The sequence below is a fragment of the Kitasatospora sp. NBC_01287 genome, from assembly GCF_026340565.1.
Lineage (GTDB): Bacteria > Actinomycetota > Actinomycetes > Streptomycetales > Streptomycetaceae > Kitasatospora.
Genome location: NZ_JAPEPB010000001.1, coordinates 625,514 through 642,717 on the forward strand (window position 1 = coordinate 625,514; position 17,204 = coordinate 642,717).

Below are 17,204 nucleotides of genomic sequence, written 5' to 3' on the forward strand. Positions count from 1 at the left end.
GGGCGCCCGGGCGGCGGCACCCGGCAAAAACGCCGGTGCCGAGGGTGGGCATCAGCCGACGGCGGCTGCTGCGTCGGCGGCGGTCACCCCAGCGGCGGCGGTCACCCCAGCAGCGGCCGAGAGCAGCCGCCGCAGCACCCGCGTCAGGTCACGCTCCGGCCGCTCGGTCAGCCCGGCGGTGCGCCAGGCGACGAAGCCGTCGGGACGGACCAGCAGCGCACCCCCCGGACCGATCCCGGCGGCGGCGGGCCAGCGGCCCTCGGCGTCCAGCACCGGGTCCCACCTCGTGGCACCTCCAGCGGCCTCGGCAGCACCGGACCCCTCCGCCGCGATCAGCTCGGCACCCAGCGCGATCCCGAGCCGCTCGGCCACCGCCTCGGCCGCCGCGCACCAGGCCCGCCCGCCCGGGCCGGTGAGCAGCGTGAAGCGCGAGCGCACCAGGTCCAGCGTGGAGAGGCGGGTGCCGTGCCGCTCGACCCAGAGGTGCGGCAGCCGGGAGCCAGGGGTGCCGTCCAGGTCGAGCGCGAGGTCCTCGGTGGAGGGCGGCTCGGGGACGGCGTCGAGCACCGCACCCGAGTCGTACCGGTAACCAAGCTGCACGATCGGGGCGTTCACCACGCCTGCCGCGGCCCGCTCGGCCGCCGACCGCGGGCTGCGGTCCCAGTGCAGGTGCGGCGCGGCCAGCCGCAGCCGGCCCTGCTCGACGGAGAGCGCCCCGACCGGACGCCGCTCGGCGTCGTAGCTGTCCAGCAGGCCGGGCCCGGCCTGGCCGCGCAGCACCAGGGCCAGCTTCCAGGCCAGGTTGTGCGCGTCGGCGATGCCGGTGTTCATCCCGAACGCGCCCAGCGGCGGGATGGCGTGGGCCGCGTCGCCGACCAGGAAGACCCGGCCGGCCGAGAAGCGCTCGGCGAGCAGCGCCCGCACCCGCCACGGCAGCACGCTGACGATCTCCACCGGCAGCCCGGCGGCCGGCTCGCCCAGCGCCGAGCGGACCAGCTCGCGGCAGCGCTCGGGAGTGAAGTCGTGCACCGACTCGCCCGTCTCGGGGTCGTAGCCGACGTGCAGCACCCACTGCGAGACGCCGTCCATCGTCATCAGCATGGCGTGGAAGTCCGGCCGGACGATCTCGCAGCCGAGGAAGGACCGGCCGCGGGTCAGCGCGCTCAGGTCGGCGCGGAAGAGGATGTTCACCTTCGGACCGCCGATCGCACCAGGCCCCTGGGCCTGGATGCCGAGCGCCTCGCGGATCTGGCTGCGCGCGCCGTCGGCGGCGATCAGGTAGTCGGCCCGCACCGTGCGCCGGCCGTCCGGGCCGTCGAGCAGCGCCGTGACGCCCTCGTCGTCCTGGTCGAACGAGACCAGGCGCGTGCCGTGGACGACCGTGGCACCGCGCTGCCGGGCCGCGGGCAGCAGCACCGCGTCCAGCCGGTTCTGCGGGCAGGTGCCGCGCACCCGGCCGGGGCTGAGATCGCGCGCCGGGTCGGCGGGTGGGGCGGCGAGCGCGCCGGTGGCCGCAGCGGCGAGCGGGTGCTCCGGGGCGGCGAGCGCGGAGGCGGTGGCCAGGCTCTCGGCCATGATCAGGCCGAGGTTGCCCGCCCGCATGTCGACGGCCACCGCGTCCACCGCCTCGGCCAGGCCCAGCTCGCGCAGGATCTCCAGGGTCCGCTGACCGACCCCGGTGGCCCTGGGGTGCACGGACGGTCCTGCCTGGCTCTCCACCGCCAGCACCTCGACCCCGTGGTGGGCCAGGCAGAGCGCGGCGGCCAGCCCGACCGTGCCGGCCCCGGCGACCAGGACCTGGACCTGGACCTGGGCATCGGGGTGTGCGGGTGGCTGAACCTGGGCCTGGGCCTGGGCCTGGGCGTGCGGCAGGGCGTGCGGCAGGGCGTCGTGCATGACAGCTCCTCGGCAGTCCGATCCGAACGGGCGAGCGCGGTCCGCCCCCCGACTGGGAACACCGTACCCCATGTGGGCACAGTGTTCCCACATTCGGGAACACTGTGCCCGTCGGCGTACGATGTGCCCACCCGATCCACCCGAGGAGTTGCCGCGATGCCCGAAGAGCCGGTCCCCGCCCTGGTCTGGGCTCGGCCACCCAGAGCCCCGCGCCGCCAGAGCCTGACCCCGGAGCGGATCGTCGCGGCGGCCATCGGCATCGCCGACACCGAGGGCCTGGAGGCGCTCTCGATGCGGCGGATCGCCACCGACCTGGGCTCCGGCACCACCTCGCTCTACCGCCAGGTGGCCGGCCGCGACGAACTGCTGGACCTGATGGTCGACGCGGTGCGCAGCGAGCAGCCGGCCCCCGAGGCCACCGGTGACTGGCGCGCCGACCTGGCCGGCCTCGGCCACCGCCTCCGCGCCGACCTGCTGCGCCACCCCTGGCTGGCCGGCACCCTGATGGCCCGCCCCGCCCTCGGGCCGAACTCCGTGCGCCAGACCGACCTGGCGCTGGCCGCCGCCGCCGAGCTGACCGCCGACCCGACCCTCGCCGTCACCCTGATCCGGGCGCTGAACCACTACGTGCTCGGCGCGGTCTCCGACGAGCTCGCCGAGCAGGACACCCGGCGGCGCACCGGCCTGACCCTGGAGGAGTGGCGGGCGAGCGTGGGCCCGTACGTCCGCACCATCGTCGAGAGCGGCGAGCACCCGCACTTCGCCCGCTCGGTGATCGAGGCCGAGGATCTCGACGCCGACCACCAGTTCGCCTTCGGCCTGGACTGCCTGCTGGACGGGATCGCGGCGCGGGTCAGCACGGGCGGCCGCTGACCCGCGCGGGCCCGGCCATCCGGGCCGGCCACCCGACTCGGCCACCTCGCTCGGCCACCTCGCTCGGCCACCCGGAGGCCACCCGGACGGACCGCCCACCAATGCGCCGCCGACCGGGCACTCGGCGGTTAGATGGACCTGATGCCCCATCAGACCGGCCCGCCCAGCGGCCCACCCAACGGCCCGCCCGTCGGCCCACCCGTCGGCCCACGCCACCAACGCTTGCGCCGCGCGCTGCGCGTGCGCCAACGCCGGCTGGTCATGACGGCGGTATCGGCGCGCGCCCGGACGGAGCGGCGCCTGCCGGTGCTGACCACCCTGACCGAGCGGCTGGTCACCGCGAACGTGCTGGACTCCGCCACCCGACTGGCCGCCCAGCTCTTCCTGACCACCGTGCCCCTGCTCTTCGCGCTGGCCGCCTTCGCCCCGCAGAGCGTGCGCGACCAGATGCTCGACTCGCTGCGCGAGGTCTTCGGGCTCAGCGGCAACGCGGCCCAGCAGCTGCGCGACCTGGCCAGCGGGGGCACCCACGACGAGGAGTTGCGCGAGACCACCGGCCTGATCGGCGCCCTGATGGCGGTGCTCTCCGCGACCAGCTGCAGCCGGGCGATGACCCGCACCTGCCAGCGGGCCTGGCGACTGCCGAACGCCCCGGTCCGGCTGACCGCCTGGCGCTGGCTGGCCTGGGTGCTCAGCTGGCTGGCGATCCTGATCCTGCAGGGGCCGCTGCGGTCCGGCTTCGGGGTGGGGCTCTGGCTCGGCGTACCGGTGACCTTCGTGGTGAGCACCTGCGTCTGGTGGTGGACCCAGCACCTGCTGCTGGCCGCCCGCAAGCCGTGGCTGCCACTGCTGCCGGCCGCCCTGCTGACGGCCGCCTGCACCTCCGCGCTCTCCCTGACCGCCCGCCTCTACATGTCCAGGGCGCTCAACCGCAGCCTGGCCGAGTACGGGTCGCTGGGGCTGGTGCTCACCATCCTGACCTGGCTGATCGTCTTCTGTACGACGATCACCGTCACCATCACCGCCGGCGCCGTGCTCGCCCAGGAGCCGCCGCTGAACCAGCTGCTCGGCGTCGAGCAGTTGCCCCCGGCCCCTCGCGAGGGCGGCAGCTGACACCGCGTCGACCCCCGCCCGCGTGGACGTGCGTTCGCTGCTGACGGCCGGTCAGCGGCACGTCCGACCGTCGACCGACCCGATGCTTCCCACCGGTGGCCGGCTTACCGGGGCGACCCCGCAAGCGGCCCGAGTCCCTTCTCGGCCACAAGGGGTACGACAGCAGGCGGACGCCCGGCGAGAGCTGATCAGGCGCCGGATCCTGCCCGTCATCTCCCGATGTGGAGAGCCGGACATCCGCGGCCTCGGGAAGCTCCGCGTGGCGACCTGCTGGGTGGTCGGGGGATACGTCGGCAATGCCGGCGACGTGTGGTACCGCACTGCGGATTTGCGCTTCAGCGGCGGCGGGGACTTCTACGTGGGGGCTGCCTATACCTTCGCACCGTATGTGGACTACGCGGCGGCGTTCCACAACGTGCCCGGCGTGCCCCACTGCGTCTGAACCTGCCGGTAGACACACAGCGGCCCCACGCACCGGATGGTGCGCGGGGCCGCTGATCGGCCGCACGCTGATCCGCAGGACAGCGGCAATCTCCGCGGTCTTCTGCCCGCCCTTGAAACGAAACGCTCCACGGCCTGAAGCCGTAAGCGCTCCCACATGGTTCTCTCGGCATCGGCCGGCCCGCCGCCGTGCGCGTACCTCACACCCCGGGGTTACGGGTGCCGGCATCCAGCTGTCAGGCGAACGGCACCGACATCACTCAATCAAGTTCACTTGAACTGCTCAGCGGTTCAAGCGGAGCAGGGGATGTAACCGCCGACGGCGTAGGCCGTGGTGATCCCATAGGAAAACGCTCCGCACGGGCCGTTCTGGCGTATCCCGACGAGGATGGTGTGCTGGGCGTCGCTGAAGAAATCCACGGCATACTCGGAGCCCGAGCCTATCTGGGGCTTGGCGTGCGCTTCGGCTGCCTGCCCGGTCAAGCCCCGAAGTCGCGTGATCGCGGCCAGGATCGCCTTGTTGCGCTGTCGGCGAAAGCCGGGCAGCACATATCGCTGAGCAGCGAGATCGCCGTCCGGGGCGGTGGAACCGTGTTGCCGGGTTCTGGCAGCGCGCTGGTCCTTGCTTCCGGCTGCCCGGCCGCCGAACTGCTGGACGGCCCGGTGGCCGACACCGCGCAGCGTCCCGGCCGACCCATGAGCCGGGCCGTGGTTGAGGGAGAGCAGCCGAGAGAGCGCAGCTGAGGGACCGTCATCACTATGAAGATATGATCGTGATTCACGATGATCTTCAAAGGTGAATGTCATGACTGACCCTCAGATAACCAGTCCCTCCGCAGCTCCCGGCGCCCGGATCGCCGAACTCGTCCGCTTCGTGCGGACCGCCTCCCCCTTCTACCGCGAGCACTACGCGGACCTCCCCGAGGACGTCGCGGACCTCCCCGCGCTGCCGCTGATCGACCACGCCGCCTTCTGGGGCTCGCACGGGATCACCGACAGCCGGGTGCTGACCGGGACGCACCGGGACGGCATCGTCTTCAAGACCGGCGGCACCACCGGGGCACCCCGGGTCTCCTTCTACACCCGCGAGGAGTGGCGGGCGATGGCCCGCCGGTTCGGCGACGGGCTGCCGGCCGCCGGGCTGCGGGCGGGCGACCGGGTGGCCAACCTGTTCTACGCCGGGGAGCTGTACTCCAGTTTCGTCTTCACGCTCAACCTGCTCCAGGAGGCGCCGATCCCCACGGTGCAGCTGCCGATCGCCGGCGCCGCCCCGCTGGAGTACGTGATCGCCACCCTGCGGGACTTCGCGGCGACCGTGCTGACCGCGCCGCCCACCTCGCTCTGCCGCCTCGCCCGCGAGGTGGTGGACACGGTGGGCGAACTGCCCGGCATCCGCCTCGCGCTCTTCAGCGGCGAGGCCTTCTACCCGGACCAACTGGCCCTGATGGCCCAGGCGTTCCCCAACTGCGCGGTCCGCTCGATCGGCTACGCGAGCGTGGACGCCGGCATCCTGGCCGGCCCGGTTGCCGGCGAGCCGGACGCCCGGGTGCACCAGGTCTTCAGCCCCGACAAGGTGGTGGAACTGCTCGACCCCGAGACCGGCGAGGCGATCGAGGAGCCGGGCCGCCCGGGCCGGGTCGTCGCCACCGACCTGGCCCGCCGGCTGATGCCGATGATCCGCTACCCCGTCGGCGACCTCGCCGAGTGGGTCGACTTCCCACAGCGCCGGTTCCGCCTGCTGGGTCGCTCCGAGGAGGGCGCCCGGGTCGGCCCGGTCACCGTCTACCTGGAGGACCTGCGCGCCCTGGTGGCGGGCCTGGACACCGAACGGCGGGTGGACGGGGTGCAGATCGTGCTCCGGCACCACGGCGGGCTCGACCAGCTGGTCCTCCGGCTGGCCGACAACACCGCGCAGGCCGACGGACGCAGCTTCCTGGAGTGCCGGCTCACCGAGGAACTCGCCGACTCCCGGCCGATGTTCGCCGACCACGTCGTGCGCGGCCTGATCCACCCGCTCGCCGTGGAGTGGGTCGCCGCGGACGGCCTGAGCATCAACCCGCGCACCGGCAAGGCGATCCGCCTGCTGGACGAGCGCCTGGGCTGACCCGGGGCCTCCGGGGAGCGGTCGGTTTCGGTGGCACCCCGGGGCCGCCGGCCGCCGTCGGTGGCACCGGCTACTGTGCCGGTCATGTCCGACGATCCGCGGGATGGCAGCCGGCGTGGTGGACCCACCGCGACGGGCGACTGGTTGACGGGTCCGGGGCTCCTGGCGGACCCGGATCAGGAGGGGCTGCCGGGGCAGCCGCGGCAGGCGGCGGGTGCGGGCGCCTCGCGGGGGTGGCAGGTCGCGTGGGCGACCGGCGGCCGGGTGCCCGGTCACGACGCCGAGGTGCGGGCGGTGGCCGCGGCGGTGCTGGACGGCCGCCCGGTCGCCGTCACCGGCAGCGCCGACTCGACGGTGCGGATCTGGGACCTCGCCACCGGCGAGCGGCTCGGCGGACCGCTGTGGGGCCACACCGGCGAGGTCTGCGCGGTGGCAACGGCCCTGGTGGGCGGCCGGCTTGTCGCGGTCACCGGGAGCAGCGACCAGAGTGTGCGCAGGTGGGACCTGGCCACCGGCCAACGACTGGGTGGCCCGCTGAACGCCTACGACGGCGGGGTGTCGGCGGTGGCCGTGGCGGAGCGGGCGGGCCTGCCGATCGCCGTCAGCGGCGGTGTGGGCCGGACGGCCCGGGTGTGGGACCTGGCCACCGGCGAGCAGGCGGGTGCGCCGTTGACCGGCCACACGGGGTGGGTGCAGGCGGTGGCGACCACGGTACTGGACGGCCGGCCCGTCGCCGTCACCGGCAGCGGGGTCCGCCGCGGGATGGTTCGGGTGTGGGACCTGGCCACCGGCAGGCAGCTCGGCAGGCCGCTGAGCGGCCACACCGGCCCGGTGTGCGCGCTGGCGACGGCGGTGCTGGACGGCCGACCGGTCGCCGTGAGCGGTGGCGAGGACGCGACGGCGCGGGTGTGGGACCTGGCGGCCGGGAAGCCGGTCGGCGAGCCCCTGACAGGGCACTCCGACCGGGTCTGGGCGGTGACGACGGCGGTGCTGGACGGCCGCGTCGTGGCCGTCACCGGCAGCCGCGACGGCACGGTGCGGTTCTGGGAGCCGGCCACGGGCGGGCAGCTCGGGGAGGCCCTGGTCCTCCCGGGCGTCCGCGCGCTCGCCGCGGCGCCGGGTGGCCGGCTGCTGGTCGGCCGGCTGCTGGTCGGTTTCGGCGACGAGGTCGCGCTCCTGGCCCACCGCTGACCGGCGGGCCACAGGTGCGGGGGGGCGAGGGCAGCCGCCGCCCCCCGGCACCCTGACGCGTCAGCGGTTGCGCTCGCGCAGGTCCAGTACCTCGCGGAGCTTGCCGCTGGCCGCCGTGCGCTCGAAGGCGTCCGCCGGCACGGACTCGACGCGCAACTCCACCAGGCGGTCCCGCTCGACCGCCGCCGCCAGCTCGACATAGCCGTCAAGGAAGGCGCGGGACGCCGCCGCGCTGTCGAACACGCCGTCCTCGGAGCTTTCCAGACGGACCGTCAGCCACTCGTCGCCGCCCTGCTCGTCGAGCACGATCTGCAGGGCGCCGCGGTGGCCGAGCACCTCCTCGGCCACCGCGGTGAAGCGGCGGTAGTTGAGGAAGTGGCTGCCGCTGCGGAAGATGTCACCGAAGCGGCCCAGCAGTTCGAAGCGCGGGGTGCGCCGCCCGCACGCGCACTCCCCCGCGACCCAGCGGCCCAGATCGCCGATCTCGTAGCGGTCCAGCCGCTGGCCGCGCCGGGTGTGGGCGGTGAAGACCAGTCGACCCGCCTCGCCGATCGGGGCCGGGCGGTCCGTGTCCAGGTCCAGGATCTCCAGCGTCTGCAGCCCGCTGAACAGGTGGTGCACCCGGGCCGGGGCGTGCTCGCACTGGTAGCCCAGCGGCCCCGCGTCCACGCTGCCGTAGGCGGCCGAGCGGACCAGCTCGACGCCGAACTCCTCGCGCAGCCAGTCCTGCTGGGCCTGCGGGAAGTGCTCGCCGCCGAAGAAGACCTTGCGCACGCCCCGGTAGGCGCGCAGCTCCGCCGCACCCTCGGTGAAGACCCGCAGCAGGTAGTTCGGCATGCCGAAGACGGTGTCCACCCGGTGCTCGACGATCGAGCGGGCGACCAGCGCGTGGTCGTCCTGGGCCGCCATCGGGAACTGCACCGCCTGAAGGGTCTCCAGCACCGAGTAGAAGCTGAGGAACCCGCCGTAGAGCTGCCCGCCGAAGAAGAGGTTCATCGCCCGGTCGGTGCGCGGCTCGAAGCCCGCGGCGAGCAGGCCCTCGGCACCCGACCGCATGTGCTCGTGATAGTCGTCCCAGGCGAAGGCGGAGAGCTTGGGCGCGCCCGAGCTGCCGCCGCTGCGGAAGAAGACCTCGGCGCGGCGCAGGTCTCCCTGCAGCTGCTCGAACTCGGTCTTGGCCGTCACCTCCACCTGGGGCGGGGTCAGTTCGCGGGCACCGACCAGGTCGTCCAGGCAGGCGTCGGCGGTGAACCGCCCGTCCAGCTGGACGTCCACCCGGCGGCTGTAGCGCTGCAGCGCGTAGACGCCGTCGTGCGGCTCGCCGTCGTAGGAGCCGAGCATCCCGCCGGGGACGGTGACCCGCTGCGCGCCGGCCGCCAGCACCTGGCCGGCCAGCAGGGCGGTGTCGGCCCGCTCCGCGCCGATGCCGACCGTCTGCAGGTAGCGGCGCATCGGGCGCAGCACCTCCAGGATCCGGGTGCGGGGCAGCGGCTTGACCCAGACCGTGCGGTGCAGCGGGGAGGCGCGCAGCGCGCTGCGCAGGTCGGCCAGCACGTGCCAGCTGCCGTCGGGGGCGGCGTGCACCCGGGTCAGGCCCAGGTGCTCCTCCAGCCCGGCCACGATGACGGTGTTGCTGATCTCCGCACTCTCCAGCAGCTCCGGCTCGCGCGGTGCGAGGTCGGCGACCGCCTCGGCCAGCACGGCGGCGAACCGCTCGGCGAAGGCGAAGACCTGCTCCGGGTCCTCGGTGTCCAGGTAGACCAACTGCGGGCTGGAGCAGGCCTGCTGGTCCAGGCGGCAGATGTCGGCGGCGATGCCGCGCAGCGCGGCCGGCTCGGCCCAGGCGTCCGCGGTCAGGTAGGCGAAGGAGAGCTTGGGCCCCCAGTCGACCAGCCGGCAGCCGGCCGGCACCAGAGCGGCCACCCCGGCCAGCGCCTCCTCGCCGCCCCAGGCGGCGACCGCGTCGGCGGGGGCCAGCAGCGCGGCCAGCCAGGCCGTGCGGCTGGAGGAGAAGGCCAGCACGATCGTCCGGGCCGCGATCGCCCCGCTCGGGTCGAGCTCGGCCAGCTCAGCCAGCAGCAGCTGGGTGAAGTGCGAACTCCCGCTGGTCTTGGCCGCGTTGACATTGCCCGCGAGCAGGCCCTCGATCACACTGAGCGCCCCGGCGGCGGGCGCGTTGCCCGGCGCGACGTGCACCAGCAGTCCGACCGGCAGCCAGCCCTCGAAGATCTCCCGGCGGAAGTCGAAGCGGGCCAGGCGGCCCGGGTCGATCCCGCCCAGCTCGCGCATCAGCTTGGCTTCCAGGGCCTCGCGGTCCAGCGCCTCGGCGATGTCGGCCAGGGTCCGCTCGGTCTCGGCGGCGGATATCTGATGAAGCGTCAGTTCCTCGGTGAGCAGCTTGGTCTGACGGCTCGCCGGATCGCGCAGCGCGGCGGCGAGCCGGTCGCAGGCGGCGAGCACGGTCAGCGGGCCCAGCCGCGGCTCGGCCAGGACGGCGCGCACCCGCTCGTCGAGTGCCGTCAGCCGCCGCTCGGCCTCGGCGTCGTCGACGAACTCGCCCTGCCAGTAGTGGACGCGCTGGTCAGGAGAAGGAGCAGTGGTCACGAGGTCCCCTTGAGCAGTTCGGCGGCGGCGATGGCGCAGCTGCGGTTGCGGCTGAGTCCGGCCCGCCCGTGCACGGCGAACCAGGGCGTGGGCAGGCCGCAGCCGCACTCCTCGGGCGCGTGCTGCGAGACCAGATCGCCCATCAGGACGGACTGGGCCGGCACCGAGGTGATGTAGGGCGAGACGAACTGCGCGTAGCCGCGCTCGCCGTGGCCCAGCGGTGCGAGCGTGCGCACGTCGCGGACCAGCAGCCGCGACCAGGTCGGCACGTGCAGGCGGTGGTTGGCGCACTCCATGTAGAGCACCGAGTGCTCCACCGCGCCGTAGCCGTCCCGGATCCGCTCGTCCGGGATGCCCAGCTGGTCGTGGATCCGCCGGTACAGCTCCGGCTTGGCGACCTGCTTGTCGGCGTGGCCCTTCCAGCCGCCGCCGAAGACCACCAGCGACTTGGGGTGCAACTCGATCGGCGGCAGGCCCAGTTCGCGCATCCGGTCCAGGGTGAAGGAGAGGAAGGCGGGGAACCCGAGGATGCGCACCGGGGCGCCCTCCTCGGCGTAGCGCAGCAGCGCCCGCACGCAGCCGAAGGGGTCGAACTCGTGACCGCTGCCGGTGTGCTTGAGCGCGTACTCGACCGAGCGGACCGGGGCGAAGTGGCACAGGTACTCGTCGGTGAACGAGGTGCCGAGGTTCAGGCCCGGCCGGGGCTGGTAGTTGGAGAGCAGGTAGTTGACCGGCTCGTCCTCGCCCAGCCAGCCGTAGGAGTCGAAGACCCGGGCGACCATCCGCTGTCCGTTGCGCAGCGTCCACTCGTCGAAGAACATCTGCGACTTCTGGCCGGTGGTGCCGGAGGAGGTCACATGGAGCTTGACGTCCTGCTCGGGGATCGAGACCACTTCGTGCGCCTTGAAGAAGTTGGCGTGCACGAACGGCAGTCGGGCCAGGTCGGCGACGGACTCCAGCGGCTCCTTGGCCGCCTCGCTCGCCGCCCAGAGCTTGGCGAAGAACGGGGAGCGGGCAGCGTGCCAGGCGTTGGACTCGTTCATCGCGAGGGCGAAGAGCCGGTCGTTCTCGGCGGAGACCGCGTAGGGCTCGGCGAGGTCGCAGAGCCGCTGGACGTGCGGGAGGGCCCCGGGGTCCGGAACCCGGACCGGGGCAAGGTAGTCGCTCACTGGAACACCCCGTGCGTGTTGAGGTACTGCTGCTTCCACTGCTCGATGTACTGCTCGGTGAAGGGCTGGAAGGCCGCGTCGATGGACAGGCCGCGGAAGTCCAGCGGCTGCAGGCTGCGGGCCATCACCACGTAGTCGCGCCAGCCCTCGCCCTGGCGGCGCATCGCCGGGTAGGCGGCGGCGGGCAGGAAGCCGTGGGCGAGCAGCAGCCGCAGGTCCTGGTAGCTGTCGAGCGGGAGCAGGGCCTCCAGGTGCGAGGCGCCGTGCTCGGCGAGCTTGGCGATCACCGTCTCGAAGACCTCGGAGAGCCCGGAGAGCCCGGACGGCTCGGATGGCCCGGACAGGCCGGACAGCTCGCCCGGCTCGGACTGCCGGCCCTGCTCCGACGGGGTGGCCCCGATCAGCGCGCAGTAGCCGTCCGAGGGGTTCAGCTGGGCGTAGACCTCGTAACCGCCGTCGGCCGAGGTCAGCATGGTGTCGGGGGTGTGGAAGGGGTAGAAGCGCTGCTCGGGGTCGGGCAGCGTCTCGGCGATCCGGCGCAGCACGAAGCGCGGGGCGCCGATCAGCTCCAACTCCGCCCCGTCCGCGGCGGCCCGGCGGGCCGGCAGCGGCTCGTGGTCGACCACGGGCAGCGGCTGCCCCGGCAGGCCGACCGCCTCGTGCAGGGCCAGCACCAGGTCGGCCAGGCCGGCCGGCACCCGGTCCACCGGCAGGCGGCCCTCCAGCACGCCGGGCCGGTGCTTGGCGAGCAGCACCATGGTCTCGTGCTGCTCGGCCTTGCGCAGGTTCGGGAAGATGCCGAGCGCGCGGAACCCGGCGCTCAGGCAGACCCGTTGCGGCGCGGTGGAGTTGGTGCGCGCGGTGGCGTAGACGGAGTCGGCGGCCCGGTCGCCGCCGAGCAGCGCCTCGCTGAGCTGCCGCACGGCCTGATGGGCGAGCCCGGTGCCGCGGGCGTCGGGGTGCACGACCAGGCCCTGGAGCTTGCCGAGCCGCTCCCGCGCGTCGAGGGTGCCGATGATGGTGCCGACGATCCGCCCGCCGCCCGGCTCGCGGGCGGCCAGCCAGGTGGTGTCCGGCGCGGCGATCTCCCGGGCCATCACGGCGGGGTCGGTGCCGATGGGCAGCGCGTAGCCGCTGCCGTAGACCTCGCGGTAGAGGGCGAGCAGCCCGTCGATGTCATCGAGCTGTACCGGCGCGAATTGTTGAAACGTCAAAATACCTCCCCGGTTCTGCTGACGCGGCCGCGGATCAGCGCGGTGCATCGTGCAAGGAGTCCTCGCGATCGAATGCGCAGGCCCTGGTGGGGTGGGTCGCATGCGGAAGTCCGCGTAGGGCGGATTCCGTGCCGCGGCGCCACCGGGGCGGGGTGCCCGATGGCTCGTCGGCCGAAAGGAGGAGGTGGCCACGGGGTGCGTGACCGGCGTGCTTCACCCTAGCTCGGGCGCATGGCGACTGATGAACAGTCAGCATACGGAGCGAGCTGAGCTACCGTCAGATGCGGTGGAGATGCGATGGAGATCACAGCGGAACGAATGCTCGTCGGGGGGTTTCCGGCCGGGGTTGCCCGGTATTTCGGCCAGATTACGTGGTCGCGTACCAACGAGGGCGGGGATCCCGGCTGCCCGGCGATCGGGCCGGTGCCTCAAGTCCGGTGAATACCAGGGAAATCACCGACGGATTCCCGGCAGCACGACGGCGTCGTCGCGCGGGACAGGACGGCACGGGACGGCGCGGCACGGCACGGCACGGGACGGGACGGGACAGCACGACGGCGGCCGTTCGCACCCCTGCCGAGGGGGTGCGACCGGCCGCCGTCGTTCGGTGCCGTGGTGGGCGGTCAGCTCACGGTGAGGGCGAGCGGACCGGCCAGCGCGGTGTAGCCGTCGTCGTAGAGGTACCAGACGGCGTAGTTGCCCGCGCCGCTCAGCTTGCTGGTGTCGAAGGTCAGGCTGCCGCTGCCGTTCGGCGCGTACTGCCAGGTGATCGAGGACTGCGAACCGGGCGTCACGCCGGTCGGGTAGATGCCGATCCAGTTGGTCGAGCCGGCGGTCGCCGGCGGCGTCGAGTACTGGAAGGTGACGCTCGATCCGTTCGCCACGCTCGGCGTGGCCGTGGTCAACGTGTTGGCCGGCGCGGGTGCGGAGCCGGGCACGAAGGCGTCGTTGAGCGGCGTCGCGTAGGTGTCGTTCGCGGTGATGCCGGGCACGCCGAGCGCCGCCTCAATGGTGCGGGCGGTGCTGTAGTGGTCGTAGCGGGTGGCGCTGGTGGTTCCGGCCGGCACGGTGCCCTGCGAGCCGTCGACGATCGCGGCGACCTGGTTGCCGCCCTGGCTCTCGTCCTCGTCCCAGGTGACGATCAGCAGCGACTTCTGCGTGGTCCAGGCCGGCGACTGCATGATCGGGGCCAGGGTCTGCTTCAGCCAGCCGTCCTGCGTCTTGAGGCTGGTCGCGCTGCCGTTGCCGGAGGCCTCGCCGTCGTAGTAGTCGTCGGCGGCCAGCCAGGAGAAGGCCGGGGTGGTGGCCGCGCTCTGCAGGTCGGTGGTCAGCTGGGTGGTGTCGAAGAGGTGCGCCGCGCAGCGGGCGGCGTTGCCGCTGACGTCGGTGTAGTTGATGAACGGCGCGTCGTCCGGCTCGTACTTCGCGTCGTACTGGGTGCTGGTGTTGCAGGGCGTGCCCATGCCCTGCTCGTAGGCCTTCCAGCTCTTCCCGGCGGCCTCCAGCCGGTCGCCCAGGTTGGTGCCCGGGTCGTTGATGTTCGGGTAGTAGGTGGCACCGGTGGTGTAGGTGTCACCGCCCGCGACGGCCAGGTAGTTCTCGTCGCTGGGGTGGTAGACCGCGTGGTAGTTGCTCATCGAGGCGCCCTGCGCCATCAGGCTGTGCAGGTACGGGGTGTCCGCCGGGTCGCCCATCACCTGGTTGTAGTCGGTGTTCTCCATCATGACCATGAAGACGTGGTCGTAGCCCGGCACCTTGGAGACCGGGGGCGCCAGGGTGGCGGCGGTGACCGGGGTGTTCAGGGTCAGCGAGAGGTTGTCCAGGTAGCCGGCCTCGCTCGAACTCTGCAGGAACTGCGCCTCGACCAGGATCGACCGGGTGCCGGCCGGGACGGCACCCGTGCTGCTGCGGGCCAGGAACTCGGTGGCGCTGGAGCGGTCCGCGGTGGTGACGGTGGGCAGCGTGGCCGTCGAGCCGAGCTGCGCCCCGGAGGCGTTCTGGAACTGCAGCGTGACCTGGACGTGGCCCGCGTAGGTGGTCCAGCCGCCGAGCCAGCCGGAGAGGTTGTAGCTGATGCCGCCGCCGTCGATGGCGCTCGCGGCGGAGGAGACGTCGACGCTCTGCTCGATCGCGCCGTCGCCCTGGTTGCCGGGGGCGAAGAAGGCGGTGCCGGGCGCCGGGCTCGCCGGGTGGCCCAGGCTGCCGACGGAGTAGCAGACCACGTCCGGGCTGCCGGAGAGCACCGTCCAGCCCGGCAGGGTGGTGGCCGCGGTCCAGTCCTTGGTGCAGTAGCCGGCCTCGGCACCGCCGTTCACGATCAGGTTCCCACTGGTGGTCGCCGCACCCGCGGGCTGCACCACCGCGAGCAGTCCGCCCAGCAGGGCGAGGACCGCGCCGAGCGCTCGCATCAGTCTTCTCATTGTCTTCGCTGACCCTTCCGTCAAGCCGCCGTTTGTCAGTGCCGGGTCATGACTAACGGTCCCCGCTGTCCGCTGGGCTAACACCGGGCCAACGCGCCCTGGCCGAAATGGCAGGAAGATGAGGTGAGTTGTACAGACAACATCTCGAAGTCGGTCGAGCCGCTGGGCCGGTCGAGCCGCTGGGCCGGTCGAGCCGCTCGGCCGAGCCCGGCCTGCTGGTGCCCCGCCGGCCGGCGGGGCGCCGGGGCCCCGGTCGAGCGCGGCCCCGGCACCCGTCCGTCAGGCCCAGAGCCTCTGGTACAGCGAACCGTTCGTGCCGACCACGAACAGGTCGATCAGGTTGGAGCCGGGGGAGATCGCCGTGGTGTTGGACGCCGGCGTGCCGCCCTGGGACGTCCAGGCCCCCCAGCTGCCGCCGCTGTAGAGGCTGCTCCAGATCGCGCCGTCCTTGCCGCGGACGTAGACCTCGATGTCGCCGGTGTTCGGCTGCCACAGGGAGGCCGCCGGCGCGCTACCGGGCGCGATGCCGACGGGCAGGGCCGGCAGGTTCGGCGACCACTTGTTCCAACCGGCGGTCGGGGTCCAGTACTTGTGCCAGATGTTGTTGTCGGTACCGAGGCCGAAGAGGTCGATGCGGCCGCTGTCGGGGGAGGTCGCCGCCGGGTCGGAGACGATCTTCGCGCCGAGGCTCTCCCACTTGCTCCAGCCGTTGCTGTAGCTCAGGTGCCAGATCGCGTTGTCCTTGCCCCGGACGAACAGGTCGAGTCGGCCGGTGCCCCAGGAGGTCACGGTCGGCGTGGCGCCGGCGGCCAGCCCCGGCGGCGGGGCCGCGAAGTCGACGTTCCAGTTGCTCCAGCCGCCCGGGTTGTTCCAGAAGCGGTGCTGGATGTTGCCGTCCGTGCCCACGCCGAACAGGTCGACCCGGGTCGAGTCCCAGGAGACCGCGGCGGGGTTGGAGGCGAAACTTCCGCCCATCGACTCCCAGGGGTACCAGCCCGCGCCGCCGGTGTCGTACGGCTGGTGCCAGATCGCCCCGTCCTTGCCCCGGACGAACAGGTCCAGGCGCTTCGGACCCCACGAGGAGACCACCGGGGAGGCTCCGGCGGCCAACCCCGGCGCCGGCGCGTCGTGCTGCTGCCAGTCGGACCAGGAGCCCGAACCCATGCTGCAGCCACCGGAGCTGTTGCTCCACAGCGGCTGCATGGCGAAGGTGTTCCCGGAGAGGTTGGTGTTCCCGATGTTGATCCAGGAGCACTTGTCGGCGATCTCCGCGTAGGTGCTGTCCCGCCAGGCGTTGATCAGGGGGTCGGTGATGGTCTCGGCCATCTCGTGCCCCGCGACGATGCTGACGCCGTCCAGGGCGCCGGCGGCGCCGTTGGCGCTGCCCGCACCGCAGGAGCCGGCCGCGTCCGGCATGTAGGGCAGGTCGGTGTAGGTGACGCCGGCCAGCGCCGCGACCGCGCCGTGGTAGCCGCAGTAGCTGCTGCCGAAGCCCGCCGTCGAGTGGCCGGTCGGGGTCGCCACGACGATCTGGGTGTTCACCGAGGTGGCGGCGCCGAAGTGCTGCGCGGCGCTGACGGCCTCGGCCTGGATCTGCGCATCGGTCGGCGCTGCGGGCACCGGGGCCGGATCCGACCAGGTGCCGGCCAACAGGCCGGAGGGCGAGCCGGCGCCGTACTGCTCGACGGTCGCCAGCCAGGGCGAGGAGCCGACCGAGGAGTAGAACCGGTTGAGGTAGGGCTGGACGCCCGCCGGGTCCGAGGTCCAGCCCCAGTAGTCGACGTAGATCCGTGGCGCGGTCTGGACCGGGCCGCCACCGTTGACCAGCGGTCCGCCGCCGGCCGCCGTGGGTTCCGGTACGGAGGCGTCACGCACGTCGCGCGGGGGCGTCAGGTGCGGGCCGGCGCCGGCAGCGGAGCTCGCGGACGGCGCCACGGGTGCGCCGGCAGCGGTCGTTGCCGCGGTGGTGGTTGCCGCAGTGCTGGTTGCCGCAGTGGCCGACGGCACGAGGCCCAGGGTCGGCAGCGCCACCGCGAGCGCTATCGCCAACGCTGTCGATGTCCTTGATATCACTGGTAGTTCACCATTCTCGCCGCTGTCGATGGCAGCGGCCGGTTCGGACGAGGAGTGGATCCGGGACCACCTAGCGGTGACCGGACCGGGCGCCGGTCTCCAGGAA

12 protein-coding genes are annotated in these 17,204 nt (G+C 73.1%); 5 read left to right on the plus strand and 7 right to left on the minus strand.

Annotated features, from left to right (window positions below; translation table 11 throughout):
* Positions 1-51: 51 nt before the first annotated feature.
* Entirely contained in the window at positions 52-1,896 is a 1,845-nt protein-coding gene (locus OG455_RS02355) for an FAD-dependent monooxygenase (protein WP_266289619.1), read from the minus strand.
* A gap of 156 nt (positions 1,897-2,052) precedes the next feature.
* Between OG455_RS02355 and OG455_RS02360 the strand changes: the two genes are divergently transcribed.
* The 3 genes from OG455_RS02360 (at position 2,053) to OG455_RS02370 (ending at position 4,324) form a co-directional block, all read left to right on the plus strand.
* Positions 2,053-2,769, plus strand: a complete 717-nt coding sequence (locus OG455_RS02360; protein WP_266289621.1) for a TetR/AcrR family transcriptional regulator — start codon at positions 2,053-2,055, stop codon at positions 2,767-2,769.
* A gap of 261 nt (positions 2,770-3,030) precedes the next feature.
* A complete protein-coding gene (locus OG455_RS02365) occupies positions 3,031-3,882 on the plus strand; it encodes a YhjD/YihY/BrkB family envelope integrity protein (RefSeq protein ID WP_266289623.1) in 852 nt (283 codons plus the stop codon).
* Positions 3,883-4,141: 259 nt separating this feature from the next.
* The gene (locus OG455_RS02370; protein ID WP_266289625.1) at positions 4,142-4,324 is read left to right on the plus strand and encodes a hypothetical protein; all 183 of its coding nucleotides are present in this window, start codon (positions 4,142-4,144) and stop codon (positions 4,322-4,324) included.
* 290 nt (positions 4,325-4,614) lie between these two features.
* Here OG455_RS02370 and OG455_RS02375 read toward each other — a convergent pair whose 3' ends face one another.
* Positions 4,615-5,130, minus strand: a complete 516-nt coding sequence (locus tag OG455_RS02375; RefSeq protein WP_266289627.1) for a hypothetical protein — start codon at positions 5,128-5,130, stop codon at positions 4,615-4,617.
* On the opposite strand from OG455_RS02375, the gene OG455_RS02380 reads away from it, so the two are divergent.
* Together OG455_RS02380 and OG455_RS02385 are read left to right on the plus strand one after the other, a co-directional pair.
* Positions 5,129-6,427, plus strand: coding sequence for a phenylacetate--CoA ligase family protein (locus tag OG455_RS02380; RefSeq protein WP_266289629.1), 1,299 nt, complete (start codon positions 5,129-5,131; stop codon positions 6,425-6,427). The two genes, OG455_RS02375 and OG455_RS02380, sit on opposite strands and share 2 nt — an antisense overlap.
* Positions 6,428-6,511: 84 nt before the next feature.
* Positions 6,512-7,618 (plus strand): WD40 repeat domain-containing protein, encoded by a 1,107-nt coding sequence (locus OG455_RS02385; protein ID WP_266289631.1) that lies wholly within the window; start codon positions 6,512-6,514, stop codon positions 7,616-7,618.
* A gap of 60 nt (positions 7,619-7,678) precedes the next feature.
* Here the strand turns inward: OG455_RS02385 and OG455_RS02390 are convergent, their stop codons facing one another.
* The 5 genes from OG455_RS02390 to OG455_RS02410 all read right to left on the minus strand — a co-directional run bounded on the left by OG455_RS02390 (position 7,679) and on the right by OG455_RS02410 (position 17,074).
* Positions 7,679-10,222: an acyl-CoA reductase gene (locus OG455_RS02390; protein WP_266289633.1), complete on the minus strand. Its 2,544-nt coding sequence runs from the start codon at positions 10,220-10,222 to the stop codon at positions 7,679-7,681.
* Positions 10,219-11,391: an acyl-protein synthase gene (locus OG455_RS02395; protein ID WP_266289635.1), complete on the minus strand. Its 1,173-nt coding sequence runs from the start codon at positions 11,389-11,391 to the stop codon at positions 10,219-10,221. Before OG455_RS02395 ends, OG455_RS02390 begins: the two co-directional genes overlap by 4 nt.
* A complete protein-coding gene (locus tag OG455_RS02400; RefSeq protein ID WP_266289637.1) occupies positions 11,388-12,605 on the minus strand; it encodes a GNAT family N-acetyltransferase in 1,218 nt (405 codons plus the stop codon). Before OG455_RS02400 ends, OG455_RS02395 begins: the two co-directional genes overlap by 4 nt.
* 623 nt (positions 12,606-13,228) lie before the next feature.
* Positions 13,229-15,013, minus strand: coding sequence for an alkaline phosphatase family protein (locus OG455_RS02405; RefSeq protein WP_266289639.1), 1,785 nt, complete (start codon positions 15,011-15,013; stop codon positions 13,229-13,231).
* Between the two features lie 291 nt (positions 15,014-15,304).
* Entirely contained in the window at positions 15,305-17,074 is a 1,770-nt protein-coding gene (locus OG455_RS02410) for a hypothetical protein (RefSeq protein WP_266289641.1), read from the minus strand.
* Positions 17,075-17,204 lie beyond the last annotated feature (130 nt).